Source organism: Flavobacterium sp. SOK18b, from assembly GCF_014156605.1.
Classification (GTDB): domain Bacteria; phylum Bacteroidota; class Bacteroidia; order Flavobacteriales; family Flavobacteriaceae; genus Flavobacterium; species Flavobacterium tiangeerense.
Genome location: NZ_QKNZ01000020.1, coordinates 55,529 through 77,248, shown reverse-complemented (window position 1 = coordinate 77,248; position 21,720 = coordinate 55,529). Strand labels below are relative to the sequence as shown.

At 35.7% G+C, this 21,720-nt stretch carries 21 protein-coding genes; 14 read left to right on the top strand and 7 right to left on the bottom strand.

Annotation, left to right across the window (positions count from 1 at the left end):
* Positions 1-79: 79 nt before the first annotated feature.
* Positions 80-544, top strand: coding sequence for a 6-carboxytetrahydropterin synthase (locus DNC80_RS04800; RefSeq protein ID WP_182649675.1), 465 nt, complete (start codon positions 80-82; stop codon positions 542-544).
* 4 nt (positions 545-548) lie between these two features.
* Positions 549-1,307: a UDP-2,3-diacylglucosamine diphosphatase gene (locus DNC80_RS04795; RefSeq protein WP_182649673.1), complete on the top strand. Its 759-nt coding sequence runs from the start codon at positions 549-551 to the stop codon at positions 1,305-1,307.
* 39 nt (positions 1,308-1,346) lie between these two features.
* On the opposite strand, the gene DNC80_RS04790 is transcribed toward DNC80_RS04795, so the two are convergent.
* Both DNC80_RS04790 and DNC80_RS04785 read right to left on the bottom strand, forming a co-directional pair.
* On the bottom strand, positions 1,347-1,676 hold the full coding sequence (locus DNC80_RS04790) for a multidrug efflux SMR transporter (RefSeq protein WP_182649671.1): 330 nt from the start codon (positions 1,674-1,676) through the stop codon (positions 1,347-1,349).
* Between the two features lie 2 nt (positions 1,677-1,678).
* Complete coding sequence (locus DNC80_RS04785; protein ID WP_182649669.1) at positions 1,679-3,946, bottom strand: cation:proton antiporter; 2,268 nt, start codon at positions 3,944-3,946, stop codon at positions 1,679-1,681.
* A gap of 196 nt (positions 3,947-4,142) precedes the next feature.
* Between DNC80_RS04785 and DNC80_RS04780 the strand changes: the two genes are divergently transcribed.
* Complete coding sequence (locus DNC80_RS04780) at positions 4,143-6,560, top strand: RND family transporter (RefSeq protein WP_182649667.1); 2,418 nt, start codon at positions 4,143-4,145, stop codon at positions 6,558-6,560.
* Positions 6,561-6,592: 32 nt separating this feature from the next.
* Here DNC80_RS04780 and DNC80_RS04775 read toward each other — a convergent pair whose 3' ends face one another.
* Complete coding sequence (locus tag DNC80_RS04775; RefSeq protein ID WP_182649665.1) at positions 6,593-7,051, bottom strand: RNA methyltransferase; 459 nt, start codon at positions 7,049-7,051, stop codon at positions 6,593-6,595.
* A gap of 282 nt (positions 7,052-7,333) precedes the next feature.
* On the opposite strand from DNC80_RS04775, the gene asnS reads away from it, so the two are divergent.
* The 3 genes from asnS (at position 7,334) to DNC80_RS04760 (ending at position 11,073) form a co-directional block, all read left to right on the top strand.
* Positions 7,334-8,779 carry an asparagine--tRNA ligase gene (gene asnS, locus DNC80_RS04770; protein WP_182649663.1) on the top strand — a complete coding sequence of 482 codons (1,446 nt, stop codon included), beginning with the start codon at positions 7,334-7,336 and terminating at the stop codon, positions 8,777-8,779.
* Positions 8,780-8,899: 120 nt separating this feature from the next.
* On the top strand, positions 8,900-10,366 hold the full coding sequence (gene rpoN, locus DNC80_RS04765) for an RNA polymerase factor sigma-54 (RefSeq protein WP_182649662.1): 1,467 nt from the start codon (positions 8,900-8,902) through the stop codon (positions 10,364-10,366).
* Positions 10,367-10,485: 119 nt separating this feature from the next.
* Positions 10,486-11,073 (top strand): Uma2 family endonuclease, encoded by a 588-nt coding sequence (locus tag DNC80_RS04760; protein WP_182649660.1) that lies wholly within the window; start codon positions 10,486-10,488, stop codon positions 11,071-11,073.
* Between the two features lie 102 nt (positions 11,074-11,175).
* On the opposite strand, the gene DNC80_RS04755 is transcribed toward DNC80_RS04760, so the two are convergent.
* A complete protein-coding gene (locus tag DNC80_RS04755) occupies positions 11,176-11,769 on the bottom strand; it encodes a thymidine kinase (protein ID WP_182649658.1) in 594 nt (197 codons plus the stop codon).
* 252 nt (positions 11,770-12,021) lie between these two features.
* Here DNC80_RS04755 and DNC80_RS04750 point away from each other — a divergent pair, with 252 nt between their 5' ends.
* From DNC80_RS04750 to DNC80_RS04715, 8 genes are all read left to right on the top strand, one after another.
* The gene (locus DNC80_RS04750) at positions 12,022-13,059 is read left to right on the top strand and encodes a hypothetical protein (RefSeq protein WP_182649656.1); all 1,038 of its coding nucleotides are present in this window, start codon (positions 12,022-12,024) and stop codon (positions 13,057-13,059) included.
* A gap of 69 nt (positions 13,060-13,128) precedes the next feature.
* Entirely contained in the window at positions 13,129-13,851 is a 723-nt protein-coding gene (gene rsmI / locus DNC80_RS04745; RefSeq protein WP_182649654.1) for a 16S rRNA (cytidine(1402)-2'-O)-methyltransferase, read from the top strand.
* A complete protein-coding gene (locus DNC80_RS04740) occupies positions 13,844-14,896 on the top strand; it encodes an NAD(P)/FAD-dependent oxidoreductase (RefSeq protein ID WP_182649652.1) in 1,053 nt (350 codons plus the stop codon). Before rsmI ends, DNC80_RS04740 begins: the two co-directional genes overlap by 8 nt.
* Before the next feature lie 11 nt (positions 14,897-14,907).
* Entirely contained in the window at positions 14,908-15,252 is a 345-nt protein-coding gene (locus DNC80_RS04735; protein WP_182649650.1) for a HopJ type III effector protein, read from the top strand.
* A 66-nt stretch (positions 15,253-15,318) separates the two neighbouring features.
* Positions 15,319-17,025 carry a single-stranded-DNA-specific exonuclease RecJ gene (gene recJ / locus DNC80_RS04730; RefSeq protein ID WP_182649648.1) on the top strand — a complete coding sequence of 569 codons (1,707 nt, stop codon included), beginning with the start codon at positions 15,319-15,321 and terminating at the stop codon, positions 17,023-17,025.
* 5 nt (positions 17,026-17,030) lie between these two features.
* The gene (locus tag DNC80_RS04725; RefSeq protein ID WP_182649646.1) at positions 17,031-18,302 is read left to right on the top strand and encodes an MFS transporter; all 1,272 of its coding nucleotides are present in this window, start codon (positions 17,031-17,033) and stop codon (positions 18,300-18,302) included.
* A gap of 141 nt (positions 18,303-18,443) precedes the next feature.
* Positions 18,444-18,800 carry a hypothetical protein gene (locus DNC80_RS04720; protein ID WP_182649644.1) on the top strand — a complete coding sequence of 119 codons (357 nt, stop codon included), beginning with the start codon at positions 18,444-18,446 and terminating at the stop codon, positions 18,798-18,800.
* A gap of 213 nt (positions 18,801-19,013) precedes the next feature.
* Complete coding sequence (locus DNC80_RS04715; RefSeq protein ID WP_182649642.1) at positions 19,014-19,319, top strand: YbjQ family protein; 306 nt, start codon at positions 19,014-19,016, stop codon at positions 19,317-19,319.
* 122 nt (positions 19,320-19,441) lie between these two features.
* Here the strand turns inward: DNC80_RS04715 and frr are convergent, their stop codons facing one another.
* From frr to DNC80_RS04700, 3 genes are all read right to left on the bottom strand, one after another.
* Complete coding sequence (gene frr / locus DNC80_RS04710) at positions 19,442-20,005, bottom strand: ribosome recycling factor (RefSeq protein ID WP_144894208.1); 564 nt, start codon at positions 20,003-20,005, stop codon at positions 19,442-19,444.
* A 72-nt stretch (positions 20,006-20,077) separates the two neighbouring features.
* Positions 20,078-20,785: a UMP kinase gene (pyrH, locus tag DNC80_RS04705; RefSeq protein ID WP_086453837.1), complete on the bottom strand. Its 708-nt coding sequence runs from the start codon at positions 20,783-20,785 to the stop codon at positions 20,078-20,080.
* Positions 20,786-20,852: 67 nt separating this feature from the next.
* Positions 20,853-21,632: a patatin-like phospholipase family protein gene (locus DNC80_RS04700; protein WP_182649640.1), complete on the bottom strand. Its 780-nt coding sequence runs from the start codon at positions 21,630-21,632 to the stop codon at positions 20,853-20,855.
* Positions 21,633-21,720: the final 88 nt, after the last annotated feature.

Genomic DNA, 21,720 nt, shown 5'->3' with positions numbered 1-21,720 from the left:
TAGCATTCAAGTGGTTTGATGAACAAAGCTTTTACTACAAGTCAAAAAATCACTAAATTTGCATCAAAATTAAACTCCGATGAGCAATATCAGAATTACAAAACAATTTAGTTTCGAGACCGGTCATGCCTTGTATGGCTACGATGGCAAATGTAAAAATGTTCATGGACATAGTTATAAATTGTCAGTAACCGTAATTGGGACGCCAATTACAGTCCGTTCTAATGTGAAATTCGGAATGGTAATTGACTTTACGGATTTAAAGAAAATTGTAAAAGAAGAAATTGTAGATCAGTTTGATCACGCTACAGTTTTTAACGGAACAACACCTCATGTTGATTTGGCGAAAGAACTAATTACCCGCGGGCATCACGTAATTTTGGTGGATTATCAACCTACTAGTGAGAACATGGTTATCGATTTTGCACAACGCATCAGTAATAGACTTCCAGAAGGTATTGCGCTGTTTTCGTTAAAATTACAAGAGACCGAATCCTCTTTTGCAGAATGGTATGCCAGTGATAATGTAAAATCCATTTTGTAACTTCATGCAATTACCCAACAACAAAAGAATATATTTTGCATCCGATCAGCATTTTGGTGCTCCTACGCCTGAGCTGAGTTATCCACGAGAACAAAAGTTTGTAGCGTGGCTGGACGAAATTAAAACTGATGCCGAAGCTCTTTTTTTATTAGGCGATTTATTTGATTTTTGGTTCGAATATAAAACCGTTGTCCCAAAAGGTTTCATCCGTGTTTTGGGAAAACTAGCAGAACTTCGTGATTCTGGAATTCCTATTTATTTCTTCGTGGGAAATCATGATTTGTGGATGGCTGATTACTTTCAAAAAGAATTGAATATTCCAGTTTTTCATGACAATCAAGAATACATTTTTGGAGACAAAACATTCCTTATTGGCCACGGAGACGGTAAAGGTCCTGGTGATAAGGGTTACAAACGCATGAAAAAAGTATTTACTAATCCTTTTTTCAAATGGCTTTTCAGGTGGTTGCATCCGGATATTGGCGTGAAATTGGCACAATATTTATCGGTCAAAAACAAACTGATTTCGGGTGATGAAGATGTGACTTTTCTTGGCGAAGACAAAGAATGGCTTATTCTGTATTCCAAAAGAAAACTAGAAACCAAGCACTACAATTACCTTATTTTTGGTCACCGTCATTTACCGATGAAAGTTTCCGTTGGCGAAAATGCCGAGTATGTCAACCTAGGAGATTGGATTGTGTATTTTACCTATGGCGTTTTTGATGGTGAGAATTTTGAAATTAAAAAGTACGATAAGTAATCATTTTTCATCCTAATTGGGTTAACAGTCATGTAAATATTAGTGACTAGATACCAATTTTAATCCAATGATGGAACTTATTAAGGTGGTGATGAAAAATATCCTCCAGAAATCAGCGGGTTCTTTGAATACAAAAATCCCAACAAGAACTGTTCCTACTGCGCCAATTCCTGTCCAGACGGCATAAGCAGTTCCTATGGGTAATGTCTGTGAGGCTTTATAAAGTAATAGCATGCTTATAGATAAGCACACTAAGAACCCTATTAACCATACTGTTGCTGTAGTACCTGAACTTTCTTTGGCTTTGCCCAAACAGGTTGCAAAACCTATTTCAAAAAGACCACCGATTACTAATAAGACCCAATTCATAATTATTGTTTTACAATTAAAACGGATGGAACACCACTCAACCAGGTGCTTCTTGAATCTACCAATACTTTCCAGCTCTCAAGGCTAATTAGCATTAAATCTTGTTGATCTAGAAACTCTTTTTTAATGATTTTATCGGTGATTAAGCTTATGTTGTTAGGGAATTGTTGCTCTAGTGATTGGATGGCGCTATTCATCACAAAATTAGCATTTAATTTTCCATTGACATCTAAAAGTATAATTTTGCAATTATTATTGTAAATTAATTTTTGAACATAGTCCATTAAAAAATAATCCTCAGAACTAAAAATGGGAATAAAAAGTTGGTTTACTTGTTGTAAATCTTTGTCAATAAGTATACCAATTGGCATTTTTGTTTTGGATAAGATTTGTCTTGTTCTTTCATCAAATGGTGAATTTTCAAACAAGCCTTCTTTACCAGTAAACTTATCTATTAAACGATCAGGGTTAATGATTCTGGTGGTAAACCCGATAACTTTCCCTAGGATAGTACCTTCAAAAATAGATTTTCCTAAACCTATCAGCAGTAAATCATAATCTCCTTGATTAGCAACATCAGCAATTTCAGTTTCAATATCTGTGGTGGCCTTGAAGATGGTCGTGATTTCTTGTTTTAGAATTTGAGATTCTTCAACCAAAGGGTGAAAACTGTTTTTTTCTTTGTCCTCTAAATTAAAACTATGTACTTCATCACTCAGAGACAGGTGCATAACGGTAACAGCGGTATTTTTTTGTTTTTTTACCAAGCTATTTGCAATTCGAAGTAACGATTTTCCTTTTTCATTGTTCCCAAAAGAAATCAGTATACGGAACTTTGTGTCATCTGAAGATTCTACATGCTCACCGCTATCTTTGGTTTTAAAAATATAGTTGATTAAATCAAGTGCAGGTCCTGTCATAAAAGTAGTGACCAATGCCATAATTACCATCATTGTAAATATCTCAGGAGTAAGTACCTTGAGCTCCAAACCAATATTTAATACAATCAACTCCATCAATCCTCGGGTATTCATCAAGGCGCCTATCGTAAAACTATCGCGCCAACTTTGACCCACAAATTTAGCTGCTAGTGCACTTCCAAAAAACTTACCTACAACGGCTACAAGAATTATGAAACCCGTTATTTTCCATAAATAAGGGTCGTTTATAAGTCCTATTTCAGTTTTTAATCCAGTAAAAACAAAGAATAAAGGTAAGAGTAAAATTAGGGCAACATCTTCTACTTTTTCTATAAATATGGTTCTAAATTTAGGTACATCTGGCATGATGGCTCCTGCCATAAAAGCTCCAAAAAGAGCATGAATTCCAATTACTTCCGTTGCATAAGAGGATACAATTAACACTAAAAAAAAGATGGCTACAACAGGTTTTACAATACTGTCTTTGGTTCCATATAGATCACCAATTCTCTTTAAAAAAGGTTTAACGATATAGATCATCGCAGCAACATAAAGTACTGCAAGCATGATAATGTATAGTGAACTGACAAAGGTTCCCGCTTTTACAATTGCAATTACTACTGCTAAAATACACCAAGCAGTAATGTCATCAGCTGCAGCGCAGGTAATAACAATGGCTCCTAACTTAGTTTTATGTATGCCTCTTTCTTGCACAATTCGCGCCAGTACTGGAAAAGCAGTAATGCTCAGTGCAATACCCATGAACAAACTGAAAGACAAAAATTTCACTCCTTCTGGAGCAAATTGATTATACACAAAATAGGCGAGTCCTATACCTAGCGTAAACGGAATGATAATACTGGCGTGACTGATTACAATAGCTTCGTTGGCTTTGTTTTTTAAAACTTTTAAATCCAGCTCCATACCTATTACAAACATAAAAAGGATAAGTCCTATTTGGCTTAAAAATTTTAAGTTTCCAAGAGAAGCAACGGGAAATAATGCTGCAGATACTTCAGGAAAATACAAACCCAGTAAAGATGGTCCTAGAACAATACCAGCAATAATTTCTCCTATTACTGATGGTTGGCCTATTTTTTTAAAAACCCATCCAAATATGCGTGCTACCAGTATAATAGTTATGATTTGCGCCAGTAATATGGCCAATGGATCCTGAAAATTATGAAGCATAGAGGCTATGAAATCTCCCCAAGATCCCTTATCACTCATTGGGGATACAATTGTTTCATTAGCTTCGAGCGTTTTTCCTTTATTGATAATGAGATACATCAAAAAGAAAAACACACTGGTTACCATCAAATAAAAAATGGAGTTTTTATGCTTTTTCATAGGCTTAGGATACAAAATATTTTTTTAAAAGTAACAAAGATGATGAAATCAAATGTATAATTTTTACATCTGAAAATTAATTAATTGTAAATATAAAAAACAGCACTTAAAATACTGTAAACACGCAAAAAACTTTTGTGTATAACTCATGATTTGTAGTCGATTTAATTACCTTTGCGCCCAATAAATAGGAAATATGATCAAGTGGTTTAGTTTGGGATTTTGGGAGTTAATTGCTCGTATAGTCCTTAGGAATAGAATTTTAATGCTGTCTATTATTGCTGTAATTACGGCGCTTTTAGCATTACAATGGAAAAATATTCATTTTACTTTTACTGAAGCAAATTTATTGCCTAATGACAATATTGTAAACGTTGAGTACGATGCTTTTTTAAATAAATTTGGAGAAGAAGGGAATCTTGTCATTATAGGTGTCAAAGATGATGCTATATTCACCCCAAAGGCATTCGCTTCTTGGTCTAGAATGATGAATTCTTTAAAAAAGGATGCCGCTGTAGATCTTGTGGTATCTCTTAATGATTTAAAAAAACTTCAAAAAAATGATTCCCTAGAAACCTTTGAACTGGTTCCTTTTATTGATCAAAATAAAACATTGGATCCTGCCTATTTGCAAACCATAAAGAAGGAACTTATCAATGATATGCCTTTCTATGAGGGTTTGCTGTTTAATAAAAGATCAGGAAGTATTCGTTCTGCGGTGTACATGGACAAGAAAATTGTAAACACAGCTGCCAGAAAAGATTTTATTTTAGAAAAACTAGTCCCTGCAGTCGAAGTTTTTGAAAAAGAAACCGGAATTGATTTGCGAGTTTCGGGCATGCCATACATCAGGACCTTGAATGCAAAAACCATTACGGATGAAATTAGCATTTTTATAGGAGCTTCTTTACTGGTTACTTCATTGCTTTTCTTTTTCTTTTTTAGAAGTTTTAGAGCCACTTTAATATCTATGATTATTGTAATAATTGGTGTGATGTGGTCTTTTGGGTTTTTAGGATTGTTGAATTATGAAATTACGGTTTTAACGGCCTTAGTTCCCTCTTTAATCATCGTAATTGGAATCCCGAATTGTATTTTCTTGACCAATAAGTATCATCAAGAATATAAAATTCACCATAATAAGGCTAAAGCATTACAACGTGTTACTACAAAGGTAGGAATGGCAACTTTAATGACTAATCTTACAACAGCCATAGGCTTTGCAACCTTTATTGCTTCAAACAATCAATTGTTATTAGAGTTTGGAGTGGTAACATCTATCAATATTATGGCACTTTTCTTTTTGTGCATTATAGTAATCCCTATTTTTCATAGTTTTATTCCAGCACCAAAAGAGCGTCACATTGAGCACTTGGATCGCAACTACGTTAAAGTTTTCATGGATTGGATTTTAAGAAATGTAAAATACAATCGATTTTCTATTTATGTAGTGGCTGTAACGTTATTAGTCGTGAGCATTATAGGGATTTATGAAATGCGAATTTCGGGAAGTTTAATAGAGGACATGCCTAAGAAAGAAGCCTTTTTTGAGGATATTGTTTTTTTTGAAAAAGAGTTTGATGGAGTGATGCCGCTTGAAATTATGATTGATACCAAGCGCAAAAAAGGGGTTATGAAATTGTCTACCCTGAAGCGAATGGAGGAACTTGAGGAAGCTATTGATGAGGTTCCAGAATTGTCTAAGCCCATTTCAATTGTCAATCTTGTGAAATACTCAAAGCAAGCGTATTACAACGGAAATCCAGATTACTATGAATTGCCTAGCTCACAGGAACAATCTTTTATTTTATCGTATGCTAAAAATTCGACTAAAAATTCAAAAGATAATGTGATGAAAAGCTATGTGGATGCAACCGGTCAATATGCTCGAATTACTACTTTCATGCGTGATGAAAGTGGCGATAAGATTGCTAAAATAGAAGCTGAAATTCGCAAGAAGGCAGACAAGATTTTCCCGGCCAATCAATATAAAGTAACCATTACAGGAAAAGCTTTGGTTTTCCAAAAAGGAACGGGTTACTTGCTAGATAATTTACTTTCTTCGCTAGCATTTGCTTTTTTGTTAACGGCACTTTTAATTGCATTTATGTTCCGTTCGTTCAAGATGGTTTTGGTTTCTATTATTCCAAATTTACTTCCGTTGATGCTTACCGCTGGACTGATGGGTTTTCTAGATATTCCATTAAAACCATCAACGATATTGGTTTTTGGAATTGCGTTTGGACTTTCAGTAGATGACACCGTCCGATTCTTATCGCAATATCGAGAGGAATTAAAGAAAAATAACTGGAAGATTCGCAAATCAGTGTACGCCACTTTTACGGATGCCGGCTTGAGTATGTTTTATACCTCTATTGTTTTGTTCTTTGGGTTTTCAGTGTTTATGTTATCTAGTTTTGGAGGTACTATTGCCCTTGGAGGATTGATTTCCTTAACATTATTGTTCGGAATGCTATCTAATTTAATGTTACTACCTGCATTGGTGCTCACCTTAAATAAAACATTGGCAAACGAACAAGATTTTATTGAACCTAAAATTGACATCATTGAACCTAGTGATGCTGAAATTGACGAATTAGAACAAAAAAAATAAATTAAATCAGTATTTGAATTTCACTTCATGCTTTACGATCTTGGTTTTGCAAGGCCACGATCGTAAAGTACAATACTGCCTGCAACAGATACGTTTAAACTTTTCTCTGATTTAAATTTGACCAAATGATGGCATTTGGCCATAGCCGCCTTAGAGAGTCCGTTATCCTCAGCTCCTAATAAATAGACACAGCGTCTAGGGTGTTCAAATGTTTCTAAATCGGTAGCGCGTTCATCAAGTTCCACGCCTACTAAGCGAGCACCTTTGGGTAAGTTGTTGTAGAAATCATCAAAATTTTCATAATGAAAATACGGTAAAGATTTTACAGCATTGTGCGTATCGCAAGCCTGCTTGGCATATCGATTTCCTATGGTGAAAATATAACTTGCACCCAGGTTTTGGGCGGTGCGCCACAATACACCAAGATTTTCGGGTGTTTTACCGTTTTGGATGCCAATGCCGAAATACTCTGTTACAAAATTGTCGTTCATGGGGCAAAAATACAAAGTGTTGTGCGGATAGCCAAGTTTTTAAACGGCTTCAAAAAGAAGATACTTCGAATTATTAATCTAAAATATGTCCTAAAACTAGCTCCCTAGCCCCGATAGAAATGGAAATCCTTATTGTTGTTGCTTGCAAAAAACAATAAGATTGTAATGAATAGCGGGAAATAGCTCCTGATTACCCAAATTGTTACAAGGACTTTTCAAACAAATCATTTATATTTGCAGTTCATTCACGAGACAATTTTTAATATCAACAATTCACATAAAATGAGACATACAAAAGTTAAAGACTTACTAAACAGTACAACGACGCTTCATGAAGTAAATGCAAAAGGATGGGTGAGAACTTTTAGAAACAATCAATTTATCGCTTTGAATGATGGTTCAACTATCAATAATATTCAATGCGTGGTGGATTTTGAAAATACGCCAGACGAAACTTTAAGAAGAATCACGACTGGTGCAGCGGTGTCTGTAACAGGAACTTTGGTAGAAAGCAAAGGAGCTGGTCAAAAATTTGAAATTCAAGTTGCAAAATTGGAGATTTTAGGAGACTCTGATGCTGAGAAATTCCCAATGCAGCCAAAAAAACACTCGCTAGAGTTTTTGCGTGAAAACGCTCATTTACGCGTGCGTACTAATGCTTTTGGAGCTATTATGAGAGTACGCTCAGTATTATCATTTGCAGTTCACAGCTATTTTCAAGAGAAAGGTTTTGTATATGTCAATACGCCTATTATCACAGGATCTGATGCTGAGGGTGCTGGTGAAATGTTTAAAGTTACTGCTTTGCCATTTGACGGAACACCAAGAACCGAGGACGGAAAAGTAAATTACAAAGAAGATTTCTTTGGGAAAGAAACCAACTTGACAGTTTCTGGACAACTAGAAGGAGAAACTTTTGCAATGGCTTTGGGTCAGATTTATACTTTTGGACCAACATTTAGAGCCGAAAACTCAAATACTTCGCGACACCTTGCGGAGTTTTGGATGATTGAGCCAGAAGTTGCCTTCAATGATTTGAATGACAACATGGACTTAGCTGAAGATTTTATTCAATATGTGATAAAATATGCTTTAGACAAATGTCCGGAGGATTTGAAATTTTTAGAAGGTCGTTTGTTAGAAGAAGAAAAATCAAAACCACAAGCAGAACGCAGTGAAATGGCTTTGCTAGACAAATTGAATTTTGTTTTAGAGAACAATTTCAAACGCGTTTCTTACACGGAAGCTATTGATATTTTAAGAGATTCTACACCAAACAAAAAGAAAAAATTCAACTATATCATTAACGAATGGGGTGCTGATTTACAAAGTGAGCACGAGCGTTACTTGGTAGAAAAACACTTTAAATGTCCGGTAATTTTGTTTGATTATCCCGCCAATATTAAAGCGTTTTACATGCGTTTGAATGACAATACAGAACCAGGAAAAGAAACCGTTCGCGCTATGGATATCCTTTTCCCTGGAATTGGAGAAATAGTAGGTGGATCTCAGCGTGAGGAGCGTTTTGATGTTTTGGTAGAAAAAATGAAAGCCTTAGGAATTGATGAAGAAGAATTGTGGTGGTACTTAGATACACGAAGATTTGGATCAGCAGTTCACTCTGGTTTTGGACTTGGGTTTGAAAGATTGGTGTTATTTGTAACAGGAATGACTAACATTCGTGACGTAATTCCTTTCCCAAGAACACCAATGAATGCAGAATTTTAATTAAAAGATTCAAAGTCACAAAGGTTCAAAGTTTTAAAACAGAAATACAAAAAATAATTATAATTCATCAAAATACGTTACTTCGTAACTTTGTTACTCAGTAACTCAGTCCCTTTTTTTATGCTAAAGCAATTCTTAAATTTAAAATTATCACAAAAATTATCTCCACAGCAAATCCAGCTGATGAAGTTAATTCAATTGCCTACGCAAGCTTTTGAACAACGTTTACTCGAAGAAATGAACGAGAATCCGGCACTCGAATCCGGAAAAGAAGAAGATGATTACGAGAAGGACGAGTTTGAAAACGAAGATTATGATGATTATGATGATGCCGAATCAGAACGAATTGATGCTGAAGATATCAATATAGACGAATATTTAAGTAACGATGAAACACCTGATTACAAAACTCAGGCAAATAATTATAGTGACGATGATGACGAGCGAGAAACACCTTTTGCAGCGCCAGTAAGTTTTCATCAAGATTTAATCAATCAGTTGAATACTTTTATCTTGAATGATGAGGAGCGCGAAATTGCTGAATTTTTGGTTGGAAGTATTGATGATATGGGATATATCCGCCGCAGTATAGCGGATATGGTTGATGATATGGCATTTACTCAGGGTATTTACACCGATGAAAAAATGGTCCAAAAAATGATGCATGTTATTCATGAACTAGAACCATCAGGCGTAGGTGCGCAAGATTTGCAAGAATGCCTCTTGTTGCAACTCAAGCACAAAACTCCAACAGAGTATGTGGAATTAGCTACTGATATCATCGAAAACCAGTTTGATGCCTTCACTAAAAAACATTACGATAAATTACTTCAAAAGTATGGTGTCTCTAATGAACAGCTTAAAAAAGCCATTCACGAAATTGAGAAACTGAATCCAAAGCCAGGCGGCTCGTTTACCGGAAACAACAAAGTAACCGAAAATGTAGTTCCTGATTTTGCCATTAGAATTGTAGATGGCGAGCTGGAGTTAACTCTTAATGGACGTAACGCTCCATCACTGCACGTTTCCAAAGATTATCAGGAAATGATGCAAACCTATAAAGATTCCCGCGATAAATCAGCGCAGCAAAAAGATGCAGTGCAATTTATCAAACAAAAACTGGATTCGGCTAAATGGTTTATTGATGCCATTCGTCAACGTCAGGAAACTTTATTTGTAACCATGAACGCCATCATGCACTATCAAGAAGAATTTTTCCTTGATGGCGATGAGACCAAGTTGAAACCGATGATTCTAAAAGACATTGCAGATATGGTGGGTCTTGATATTTCTACCATTTCACGTGTGGCCAATAGTAAATACGTAGAAACGCCGTATGGTACCAAATTGATTAAAGAGTTTTTCTCAGAAGCCATGAAGAATGATCAGGGAGAAGATGTTTCGACATTGGAAATCAAAAAAATTCTACAGAACACCATTGAGGAAGAAGACAAGAAAAAACCACTTCCAGATGATCAGTTGGCCGAAATTCTTAAGGAAAAAGGGTATCCAATTGCAAGAAGAACGATTGCAAAATACAGAGAGCAACTCGATATTCCGGTAGCGAGAATGAGGAAGAAAATGTAAAATTGCTGATTTTAGATTGTTGATTTACGATTTTAGATTTAGTTGCTTTGACAAATTCAATTTTAGGTGTGTTACAAAGGAGTATGGATTTTTAGTAACTTTGAAAAAAAAGAAGTATCATGATAACGGACATAAACCAGTTAGATTTAAATAAAACCTATTCCTATGCGGATTATTTAACTTGGCAATTTCAAGAAAAACTAGAATTGATAAAAGGAAAGATATTTAAGATGAGTCCAGCCCCAAGTACTACGCATCAAAGAATATCTATGGAGTTAGCAGGTAGGCTTTATAATTTTTTCAAACCACATCCTTGCAATCTTTTCGCTGCTCCATTTGATGTTCGATTGATAGATAAAAAGAAATCGAAATTAGATCAAGAAATTTATACCGTTGTACAACCTGATTTGTGTGTTATTTGTGATGATGCCAAAATAGATGAACGTGGTGCTATTGGTGCTCCTGACTTGGTTATAGAAATTCTTTCACCTGGGAATTCTAACAAAGAGATGAAATATAAATTTGATTTATATGAAGAAGCTGGAGTTCTTGAATATTGGATTGTAAACCCAGCGGACAAAACAGTTTTTATTTATGTATTAAAAGATAATGAATTCATAGGAATGCATCCGTTAATTGAAGAAGATACGATTAAGAGTAAATTATTTCCCGAATTGGATTTTAAATTAGAATCTATTTTTAACTAAAAAACAAACCCTTTCAAAATTTTTAAAGGGTTTGTTTTTTTAACTTGGTACCAGCTCCCTCTCCTTCGGAGAGTCCCGAAACGTCGGGAAGGGAAAGGAGTTTTATTTTTTCTCTTGATCTTTTCGCATCGCATGATAATAAGCAGCTCGGCTCAATGGTTCGTATTCTTCGGTTTCACCTAACATCACCAGTTTGTCATTATCGGTTTTACGAAAACTGTAGTTGGCAAGATTTCCAGTTCTAGTGCACACCGCATGCACTTTCGTTACATACTCAGCAGTTGCCATTAAGGCAGGCATAGGTCCAAAGGGATTTCCTTTAAAATCCATGTCCAATCCTGCAACAATCACTCGGACTCCTTGATTAGCAAGATCATTACAAATCTTTACAATTTCATCATCAAAAAACTGTGCTTCGTCAATGCCCACCACATCACAACCTTGTGCCAGTATAGCGATATTTGCAGCAGCAGGAACCGGTGTAGAGCGAATTTCATTGGAATCATGCGAAACCACCATTTCCTCGTCATAGCGCGTGTCTATTGATGGTTTGAAAATTTCTACTTTTTGCTTGGCAAATTGCGCTCTTTTCAAACGACGGATTAACTCTTCGGTTTTACCCGAAAACATGGAGCCACAAATGACTTCGATCCAACCAAATTGTTCTTTGTGATTTACTGTATTTTCGAGAAACATTTTGTTTTTTTCTGACTTAAAAAATGAATAGTTTTTATTACTTTGTAATAGAATTTTAGACTTAAAAATTTTATACTTTTACGTCGTTTCAAAAGTATACAATTTATATCAAATCCGGGATTCGGGAACACTTATTTCAAAAAAATAAAAGTATCAGATTTCTAGAAACGGGTTTTGAAACAATAAAACAAAGCGCCCAAAACAAATTACAAAACAATAAAAATCACCTAAAACGCTATAATGTCAACAGTTATGAAAAAGAAATTGGAAGCCGATTTGATCAGCATTGCACACCGAATATTACAGCTAAAAAATAAATCCGACATCAATCAATTGTATTTTGAGACCCAAAAACTGTATGAAAAACTTACTGTTTTACGCTTTGTGGAGGAGAATTTTGGGGATGTAAAACCTACTATTGGACTTGCTGCAATGACAGACCAAGTAGTTGAAGTTTTTGAAAAACTAGATACACCAATTGATATTGAAACTGTTGCAGTTGATAACGAAAATACAATTATTGTTGAACCTACAGATGATCTAGTTCCTGAGCCAGAAGTAAATCAAGAGGTTCTAGAAGAAGTGACACCGCTAGAAGAAACAACACCAGTACTAGAAGAACCAGAACAAGAGCAGGCAGTTGAGGAACAATTTATAGAAGTAGCTCCCGAAGAAACGAATGCAGATGCCGAGGAAGAAATTTTCGAAGAAATTCCAGAACCAGAGGCCTCAACCGATTTAGAAATAGAAGTAGAGCAGCCAGTAATTGAAGCAGAGTTTAAGCCAGCATTTGAACTTTCACATGAGATAGAAACGGTTGAAGAAACTCCTAAAAAAGCAAATCAAGAACCTATTCAGATTTCTTTTCAGGATTTATTAGGAGGTGATTACCATGATACGCTTTTTGTAAAAAAACAAGCAGTTGAAAATACTCCAGCAATAGAGCACCTTGAAATCGAGGAGGAAGTTGCTGTTGAACCTGACACAACGCCAGAGCCTGTTGCAGAAAGCACAAATGAAATACCAGCTGTAAAAGCGGTTTCATTAAACGATAAATTGGCCAAAGGAATAAACATCGATTTAAATGATCGTTTGGCATTTATCAAGCATCTTTTTGGGAACAGTAGCGAAGATTACAACAGAGTTTTAAGTCAGTTGAACTCTTTCAATACTTTTTATGAAACTCGCGACTTTGTTCTTGAAATGGTGAAACCAGATTATAACAATTGGGTTGGAAAACAAGATTACGAAGACCGTTTTATGGATATCATTGAAAAGAAATTCTTGTAAATCCAGCTCCTTCTTGAGCAATCAATTTGAACAATTACAAGCAATTGCTTGTATGCAACCTCTATGACCATGTCAAAATTATATATCGTTCCTACACCCATTGGCAATCTCGAAGACATGACTTTTCGAGCCATTCGAATACTGAAAGAAGTCGACTTGATTCTTGCCGAAGATACGCGTACGAGCGGAAAATTGTTGAAGCATTTTGAAATTGGCACCCACATGTACAGCCATCACATGCACAACGAACACAAAACGGTTGAAAACCTTATTTCAAGATTAAAAGCGGGTGAAAACATCGCTTTGATTTCGGATGCGGGAACGCCAGCCATCTCTGATCCTGGTTTTCTTTTAACGCGTGCTTGCATTGAAAACGGTGTTGAAGTAGAATGTTTACCAGGAGCTACGGCTTTTGTGCCCGCTTTAGTAAACAGTGGCTTGCCTAATGATAAATTTATTTTTGAAGGTTTTATGCCTGATAAAAAAGGGCGTCAAACCCGTTTTTTGGCATTAGCCGAAGAAACCCGAACGATGATTTTATATGTCTCACCACATAAGTTGGTAAAAACTTTAGTAGAGTTTGGTACTTATTTTGGCGAAGACCGTCAAATTTGTGTTTCCAGAGAATTATCAAAATTACATGAAGAAAATGTGCGAGGTACTGTAAAAGAGGTTGCAGCACATTTTGATAAAACAGCACCAAGAGGAGAAATCGTGGTTGTTGTTGCGGGTAAGCCTGTGACAAAAGAACCTAAGAAAAGTAAATTTTCAGGAGAGGAGTTACATGAGTAAGGATAAAGTAATCATCATTGGTGCTGGTTTGTGTGGCTTGTATACTGCTTTTTTACTACAGCAAAAAGGATTTGAAGTTCTAGTTTTGGAAGCGAATGATCGAATAGGGGGACGCATAAAAACCGTTACTGCCTCAACTGGAGTTACTGTCGAAATGGGTGCGACTTGGTTTGGGAACCAACACCGAAATCTCTTAGCATTAGTTCACGAATTCAATATTCCCTATTTCAGACAGCATACTCAAGGTATTTCCTTATTTGAAACGATGTCCTTTGTACCACCACAAAAATTCGAAATCTCAGAGGCTGAAGAACCTTCGTTCCGAATAGAAGGCGGAACCAAAATATTGATAGAGCAACTCATCAGTAAAGTTGGCATCGAGAATATAAAAACACAAACTAAAGTTGCTTCAATAAAAGAGCAAGACAATCAATTGGTTGTGACAGATACCAATGGGAATAACTACTCTGCTGATAAAGTTATTAGTACTGTTCCGCCTAATTTGGGCATTAACACCATAACTTTTGAACCCAATTTACCCGATAATTTAGTTCAAGTAGCCCAGAAAACGCATACGTGGATGGGCGAAAGTATTAAATTTGCGGTAGCTTATACAACTCCTTTTTGGAGGGAGCAAAATTACTCAGGAACGCTATTCAGCCAAGCAAGTATTATTCAGGAAATGTATGACCACACTTCCTTTGATCATTCCGGTTTTGCTTTGAAAGGATTTTTAAATGCGGGAACGTCTGTACTTTCTAGAGAAGAGCGCCAAGATAAAGTAATCACCCAATTGACGACTTTTTTTGGTCCCGAAGCAGCTCATTATGTTTCCTATCATGAAAAGGTATGGAGAGAAGAATCTCTAACATTTCATCCTTACGATCAACTTGTTTTAGCACATCAAAACAACGGCCACATGGTTTTTCAAAAACCACTTTTGAACGGAAAACTGTATCTATCTGGTTCAGAAACTGCATTGCAACATCCGGGTTATATGGATGGCGCGGTAGCTGCCGCAAAAACTATTTCATCTCAATTTTAATATTTTTGATTATGACAATCAACACTTTTTTAGAAAAATTAAATACAACGCCAGAATCAATTGCATTTGCAGATACCATTGCAGTTATTGAGCAGTATTATGATTTTGAACCCACTGCGTTTGAGAATGGGACTCAACACAATGCTGCTGGTGAAAACTCAGGTTCTTGTAAAATATTTGCTTTTGCAGAAATGCAGGAACTAACTCCAGAAGCAACTTTAGCTTGCTTTGGCGCTTACTATTTTGAAGATGTTTTAGGAAATCCTGACGGGACTGATCATCAAAACATTCGTAATTTTATGAAAACGGGCTGGGACGGAATCGCTTTTTACGGCAGTGCTTTAACGTTGAAATAAAACAGCTAAACTCCCCTTTCGATACTACTTCATATCGAAATTTCAAATTTATAATTTAACATCAATATGCGTTGGACTCTTAAACCAAATCCACCTGAGGAGACTGTGAAACATTTGGCGAAAGCCTTAAATGTAGAAGACTTTGTGGCGACTTTATTAGTGCAACGTGGCATCACCACTTTTGAGGAAGCTAGATCTTTTTTTCGTCCAAGTTTAGACAATTTACACGATCCATTTTTGATGAAAGACATGGATAAAGCAGTGTCTCGAATTGAAACAGCGATTGAAAATGGTGAAAACATTCTGGTTTTTGGTGATTATGATGTAGATGGCACTACTGCTGTTTCGCTAGTATCCTCATATTTAAAGACGTATTATCCCAATGTGGCTACCTATATTCCTGATCGTTATGATGAGGGTTATGGGGTATCTTTTAAAGGTATTGATTTTGCTGATGACAATGAATTTACCTTAATTATTGCATTAGATTGTGGTATTAAATCCATAGATCATGTCAACTATGCTAAGGCAAAAAATATTGATTTTATTATTTGTGATCACCACAGACCAGGTGATTCTTTGCCTGAAGCAGTTGCAATTTTGGATCCAAAGCGAGACGATTGTACCTATCCCTATGACGAGTTGTGTGGTTGCGGAATAGGTTTTAAACTTATTCAAGCGTTAGGCAGTAACCGAGAGCAAAGTATTTCTGATTTAATTCCGTACTTGGATCTAGTAGCAGCAGCTATTGCGGCCGATATTGTTCCTATGACTGGTGAAAATAGAGTTTTAGCACATTTTGGCTTACAGGTTATCAACAGTGATCCCAGACCAGGAATTAAAGCAATTATTCATCAAATAAAAAAACAAACATTAGACATTACCGATGTAGTTTTTATTATTGCACCAAGAATTAATGCTGCAGGTCGCATCAAACACGGCAACCACGCTGTGGAATTGTTAACCGAATGTGATTTTGAACAAGCACAACAATTTGCATCTGAAATTGAAGCCTACAATGTGGAACGTAAGGATTTAGACAAACTAATCACTAAGGAAGCGTTACAACAAATTGAGAATAAAGGGGAGCAAGAACGTTTTACGTCGGTTGTTTTTCAAGAAGATTGGCATAAAGGTGTGATTGGAATCGTTGCTTCTCGCTTGATAGAAACCTATTATCGTCCGACACTTGTTTTTACTAAAAGTGGCGATAAGTATGCTGCTTCGGCTCGGTCTGTAAAAGGATTTGATGTATACAATGCACTTGAATCTTGTGCTGAACATTTGGAACAATTTGGAGGTCACATGTATGCAGCAGGCATGACATTACTTCCAGAAAAATATCAGGAATTTAAAGATGCTTTTGAAAAAGAAGTTAAAAATACGATTCATCCTGATTTGTTAATTCCAGAAATTGCTGTTGATGCCGAAATTAATTTTACGGATATTACGCCAAAACTTATTCGAATACTCAAACAATTTGAACCTTTTGGGCCACAAAATATGACTCCTATTTTCCTAACTCAAAACATCAAAGATACGGGCTATGGAAAAACAATGGGACAAGAAGACGATCATTTAAAACTTTTTGTAAAACAATCCCGAAGCCTCGGCACCGAAGGTTTGGCAGCTATTGGGTTTAATTTAGGAAACAAAATTGAATTGACTGCGAATCAAAAACCTTTTCAAGCCGTGTATTGTATTGATGAAAATGAGTGGAACGGCAAAGTAAGTTTACAATTGCGTCTAAGAGACATTAAAGCACAAAATTAGAATCGATGAAACAAAATGATCCGTACTCCGCATTACGCTATAGAGAATTTAATATTTTTTTATTACTCCGTTTTGCGATGGTTTTTGGCTGGTCTATGCAGTTTATCGTCATAGAATGGGAAGTTTATAGTTTGACTAAAAGTCCCTTATCATTGGGTATAATAGGTTTAATGGAGGTTATTCCAGCAGTAGGAATGGCCTTATTTGCGGGTCATATTGTAGATCAAAAGGAGAAAAAAGGTTTGCTGTTTAAATGTATATTGGGTTTTGCAATCATCAGTTTGGGGTTATTTTTATTGACGTGGCCTCCTTTTATAAAAGATTTTGCAACCCAAACCATTTTATATTCTATCTACTTTTGTGTGTTTTTAGGTGGATTAGTCCGAGCTTTTCTGGGACCAACCATATTCTCTCTTTTGGCCTTGATTGTTCCTAAAAAAGTGTACCCAAATGCTGCTACATGGAGCAGTTCCGTTTGGCAAATCAGTTCGGTTTTAGGGCCTGCAGTAGCGGGTTTCTCTATCAATTGGATTGGCGTTCATTGGTCTATGTGTATTGTTTTAGGCTGTTCGCTTTTTGCGTTACTGGCTTTGACTCAAATTGGTATCAAGCCTATTTTGAATCCAAAAATTGGTGAGCCTGTTATGGAAAGTTTAAAAGAAGGTGTCAAATTTGTGTTCAATAACAAGACTATTTTAGGAGCTTTGTCGCTGGATATGATTGCTGTTCTTTTTGGTGGTGCTGTAGCTCTTTTACCAATTTTTGCGCAAGATATTTTAAAAGTAGGACCGCAGGGCTTTGGTGTTTTGAGAGCCGCACCCGCTGTTGGCGCTTTTTTAATGTTGATTATCTCAGCATACATTCCTTTTACAAAAAATGCTGGAATGAAATTATTGATAGCCATTTTTTCATTTGGAATTTGCATCATCGTTTTTGGACTTTCCTCTATTTTTTGGTTGTCCGTTGCCGCTTTATTTTTAAGTGGTGTTTTTGATGGATTCTCGGTGGTAATACGCCAAACCATTCTCCAACTGAAAACTCCTGATCACATGCGCGGTCGTGTAGCGGCTGTAAATTCAATTTTTGTAGGCTCTTCAAACGAATTAGGGGCTTTTGAAAGCGGCTTAACTGCGAAACTGATGGGAACTGTGAGTGCAGTGGTCTTTGGCGGAAGCATGACTTTAATTACTGTTCTTTTCACAGGCATTGTATCGCCAACTTTTAGAAAATTAGACCTGCAACAAGATGTTGAAGATCATGAAAAAAGCGAAGAATAATTTTTTAGGATTTAGTACCTCCTAGTCACTCCTTGACACAACGTTCGTAGAATCACTTAAAGACTATTTTATGTCTTTTTTATGTTTTATTATTTAGAATAAATATAAATAATATGTATTTTTGTGTCAAACAGAATACAGATGCAAGAAATAAAACAGATCTATCGTAATAATTTAGGCAGCGCTTTTTACTGGAAAAAAGACAATGCAGTTCTATGGGATAAAGTTCAACTGATTTTTAGAGAAACGGGATTTTATTTTACCCCACAAGAATTGCATCTATTTAAGTGCTGTATTGACGAGAGTTATCTCCAAAATAACTGTTGCGCCTCTTGTGAACTAAAAAATAAGTGTTACAAATTTTTATTAAAAACGCCTTGTTCTCAAATTGATTTGGCCGTTTCTATGGAGGAATTAAATGCTGTAAAAGATTTAGTAGAAGGAACTTTGTTTAAAATAAAGTTAGAATATTATCTTTTTGGAGAAGGAATGAATTGAAGTTTGTTAATTAATTTCAATACTACTTTTAAACAAAACTGAAGTAGTTCTATTGCAATGAAGCACTCCTTTTACAATTGTAACTGATATAATATCTCAGTCACTATTGTATATTTAGTTTACCAGTATAAATTAGAACTTTATCAGATGGTATTGCGTAACATGAGTATGAAATTGTAGTCTAATAAGGAAACCAATTTAAACTTTATAATTATGATTTTAACAACAACTAATTCTGTAGAAGATTACAAAATATTGGAGTATAACGGCATAGTGTCAGGTACAGCCATCAACATGCAAAAAATGGGTTTAACTTTTAGCATGCAAAAATATTATGACGGAATTAGTGAAAGTATAGCAGAAGTAAGAGAGAAGGCATTTACCAACCTAAAAATAAATGCCGAAAAAATGAACGCTAATGCAGTAGTAGGAATTCAAGTAGATGTGGAGCTCAAAAGCGGCGAAGGATTAATCACTGTAATGATAACGGGAACTGCAGTAAGTGTTGTGAAACGCTAGGTTATTGCTTTTTTTCTAAACTAGTTTAGCATGAAATATATCGAACGACTGGTTAGTATAAACTACAAAAAGACCGCCTTATCAATAAACAAGGCGGTTTTTAAAATATTAGTATGTAAGGTTTACACTTTCATGATTTCGGCTTCTTTAACTACTAATAGTTCATCAATTTTCTTGATGTACGTATTGGTTAAGTTTTGAACTTCTTCCTCGGCGCTTTTACAAATGTCTTCTGAGGTACCGTCTTTTTCCAGTTTTTTGATGTCGGTATTGGCATCTTTACGTGCATTACGAATCCCTATTTTTGCATCCTCAGCCTCTGATTTTGCTTGTTTGGCTAAATCTCTACGACGATCTTCTGTCAAGGGTGGAACACTTATAATGATTACATCCCCGTTGTTCATTGGGTTAAACCCAAGATTAGCAATCATAATTGCTTTTTCAATAGGGTGTAACATGTTTTTTTCAAAGGGTTGTAATGTAATAGTTCTAGCATCAGGAACACTGATTTTTGATACTTGAGATAATGGTGTTGCTGATCCGTAATAATCTACAAAAACACTTCCTAACATAGCAGGTGATGCTTTTCCGGCACGAATGTTTAAGAATTCTTTTTCTAAATGAGCAATAGATCCTATCATGGATTCTTGTGTGCTATCTAATATAAAATCAATTTCTTCAGTCATAATTTTAGTTTTCAGTTTTCAGTCTCAGTGTACGGTTTTGCCATTTTAGCAGTTTTTCCTTGTGACTGTCTATTATATATTAACTACGGTTCCTATATTGTCTCCTTCGCAAATTTTGAGCAAGTTTCCTACTTTGTTCATGTCAAAAACTACAATAGGCAATTTATTTTCTTGACTTAGTGTAAAAGCCGTTGTGTCCATTACATTCAATCCTTTTTTCAATACGTCTTCAAAAGAAATAAAATCAAATTTTACTGCTGATGCATTTTTTTCTGGATCAGAGTCATACACACCATCAACACGAGTTCCTTTTAGGATCACGTCAGCATTGATTTCAATTCCTCTTAAAACAGCAGCGGTATCTGTTGTGAAATACGGGTTTCCTGTCCCAGCTCCAAAAATTACAATTCTACCTTTTTCAAGATGTCTGTCGGCTCTTCTCTTAATGTAAGGCTCTGCAATGGATTCCATTTTTAAGGCCGTTTGCAAACGGGTTTTCATTCCTTTTTCTTCAAGAGCGCCTTGTAATGCCATTCCGTTTATTACCGTTGCTAGCATCCCCATGTAATCTCCTTGTACTCTGTCCATTCCTGCACTGGCACCAGCTACTCCTCTAAAAATGTTTCCACCACCTATTACAATGGCAATTTCTACTCCTTTGTTATGAATTTGCTTGATTTCGTCAGCATATTCAGCGAGTCTTTTTGGGTCAATTCCGTATTGTAAGTCGCCCATTAAAGCTTCCCCACTTAATTTCAGTAGAATTCTTTTGTATTTCATGTGTGTGTTGCGTTGATTGGTGCAAATATAGAATTTTCTTTTTTTTTAATATAATCTTGATTGTAATTTATAAACTAAGTTTTTCAAAGGATTTTTTTGCAGCTTGGTAGCCAATATTAAATACTTGGTCCATCTTAATTTTACTAGTTTCAAAGGTGCTGTAAAGACATAAATCCTTTGGTTCAATTACCCAATCACACATGTTAAATTTGTGAATATTAGAGTTAGCCGAGAGAATGTCAAAGGCTCGCGTAGTAACAGCTTTGATAGAGCGTAAATCTTTAGCTTCAATTTTTTGAATGGGACTCACATAAATACCAATAATAGTTTCACATTGTCCTTGTAAAACATCTGTGGGGAAATGGTTGAGTATGCCACCATCACTATAAATATTACCATCAATTTCATATGGGGATAGAATACCTGGAAATGCTGATGAGGCTAATATGGCATCAACTATTTTTGTTTTTGGCCCAAAAATTTTAAGCTTTCCTCTTACCATATCAGTGGCTGTAATTTGTATTGGAATTTTTAGGTCTCCTATTGTGGCATCTTTAAAAATGGATTCAAAATAAACTCTAAACGACTCTGAGTCTATCAATCCCGCTTTTTTAAAAGTTAAGTGTTTCCAATGAAAAAGATAAATAGATTTAAAAAATTCTAAAATTTCTTCGGGTGTTTTGCCCCAGGCATATAGTGCTCCCACAATAGAGCCTGCACTTGTTCCAGCTACTTGGCTGGGTTTTATTTTTTGCTCTTCTAGAAATTTAATCACGCCTGCATGCGCTAAACCTTTTGAACCTCCTCCTGAAAGAACAAGTCCTATTGATTTTGTTTTGAGATCCATATTCACTATTTGTGCTAAAATTACTCTTTTTTAGAGAATGTAGAATGATATATATCAACTTTAAAAATCAATTTTTGTGGTAGCTTTG

Excerpts from the sequence above, each read along its gene's own strand:
- DNC80_RS04795 (WP_182649673.1), top strand. The coding sequence starts at position 549 with ATGCAATTACCCAACAACAAAAGAATATATTTTGCATCCGATCAGCAT.
- DNC80_RS04760 (WP_182649660.1), top strand. The coding sequence starts at position 10,486 with ATGATAACGGACATAAACCAGTTAGATTTAAATAAAACCTATTCCTAT.
- DNC80_RS04775 (WP_182649665.1), bottom strand. The coding sequence starts at position 7,051 with ATGAACGACAATTTTGTAACAGAGTATTTCGGCATTGGCATCCAAAAC.
- rsmI (WP_182649654.1), top strand. The coding sequence starts at position 13,129 with ATGTCAAAATTATATATCGTTCCTACACCCATTGGCAATCTCGAAGAC.
- rpoN (WP_182649662.1), top strand. The coding sequence starts at position 8,900 with ATGCTAAAGCAATTCTTAAATTTAAAATTATCACAAAAATTATCTCCA.
- frr (WP_144894208.1), bottom strand. The coding sequence starts at position 20,005 with ATGACTGAAGAAATTGATTTTATATTAGATAGCACACAAGAATCCATG.
- DNC80_RS04720 (WP_182649644.1), top strand. The coding sequence starts at position 18,444 with ATGCAAGAAATAAAACAGATCTATCGTAATAATTTAGGCAGCGCTTTT.
- pyrH (WP_086453837.1), bottom strand. The coding sequence starts at position 20,785 with ATGAAATACAAAAGAATTCTACTGAAATTAAGTGGGGAAGCTTTAATG.
- DNC80_RS04755 (WP_182649658.1), bottom strand. The coding sequence starts at position 11,769 with ATGTTTCTCGAAAATACAGTAAATCACAAAGAACAATTTGGTTGGATC.
- DNC80_RS04785 (WP_182649669.1), bottom strand. The coding sequence starts at position 3,946 with ATGAAAAAGCATAAAAACTCCATTTTTTATTTGATGGTAACCAGTGTG.
- DNC80_RS04790 (WP_182649671.1), bottom strand. The coding sequence starts at position 1,676 with ATGAATTGGGTCTTATTAGTAATCGGTGGTCTTTTTGAAATAGGTTTT.
- DNC80_RS04735 (WP_182649650.1), top strand. The coding sequence starts at position 14,908 with ATGACAATCAACACTTTTTTAGAAAAATTAAATACAACGCCAGAATCA.
- DNC80_RS04750 (WP_182649656.1), top strand. The coding sequence starts at position 12,022 with ATGAAAAAGAAATTGGAAGCCGATTTGATCAGCATTGCACACCGAATA.
- DNC80_RS04800 (WP_182649675.1), top strand. The coding sequence starts at position 80 with ATGAGCAATATCAGAATTACAAAACAATTTAGTTTCGAGACCGGTCAT.
- DNC80_RS04725 (WP_182649646.1), top strand. The coding sequence starts at position 17,031 with ATGAAACAAAATGATCCGTACTCCGCATTACGCTATAGAGAATTTAAT.
- recJ (WP_182649648.1), top strand. The coding sequence starts at position 15,319 with ATGCGTTGGACTCTTAAACCAAATCCACCTGAGGAGACTGTGAAACAT.
- DNC80_RS04780 (WP_182649667.1), top strand. The coding sequence starts at position 4,143 with ATGATCAAGTGGTTTAGTTTGGGATTTTGGGAGTTAATTGCTCGTATA.
- DNC80_RS04715 (WP_182649642.1), top strand. The coding sequence starts at position 19,014 with ATGATTTTAACAACAACTAATTCTGTAGAAGATTACAAAATATTGGAG.
- DNC80_RS04740 (WP_182649652.1), top strand. The coding sequence starts at position 13,844 with ATGAGTAAGGATAAAGTAATCATCATTGGTGCTGGTTTGTGTGGCTTG.
- DNC80_RS04700 (WP_182649640.1), bottom strand. The coding sequence starts at position 21,632 with ATGGATCTCAAAACAAAATCAATAGGACTTGTTCTTTCAGGAGGAGGT.
- asnS (WP_182649663.1), top strand. The coding sequence starts at position 7,334 with ATGAGACATACAAAAGTTAAAGACTTACTAAACAGTACAACGACGCTT.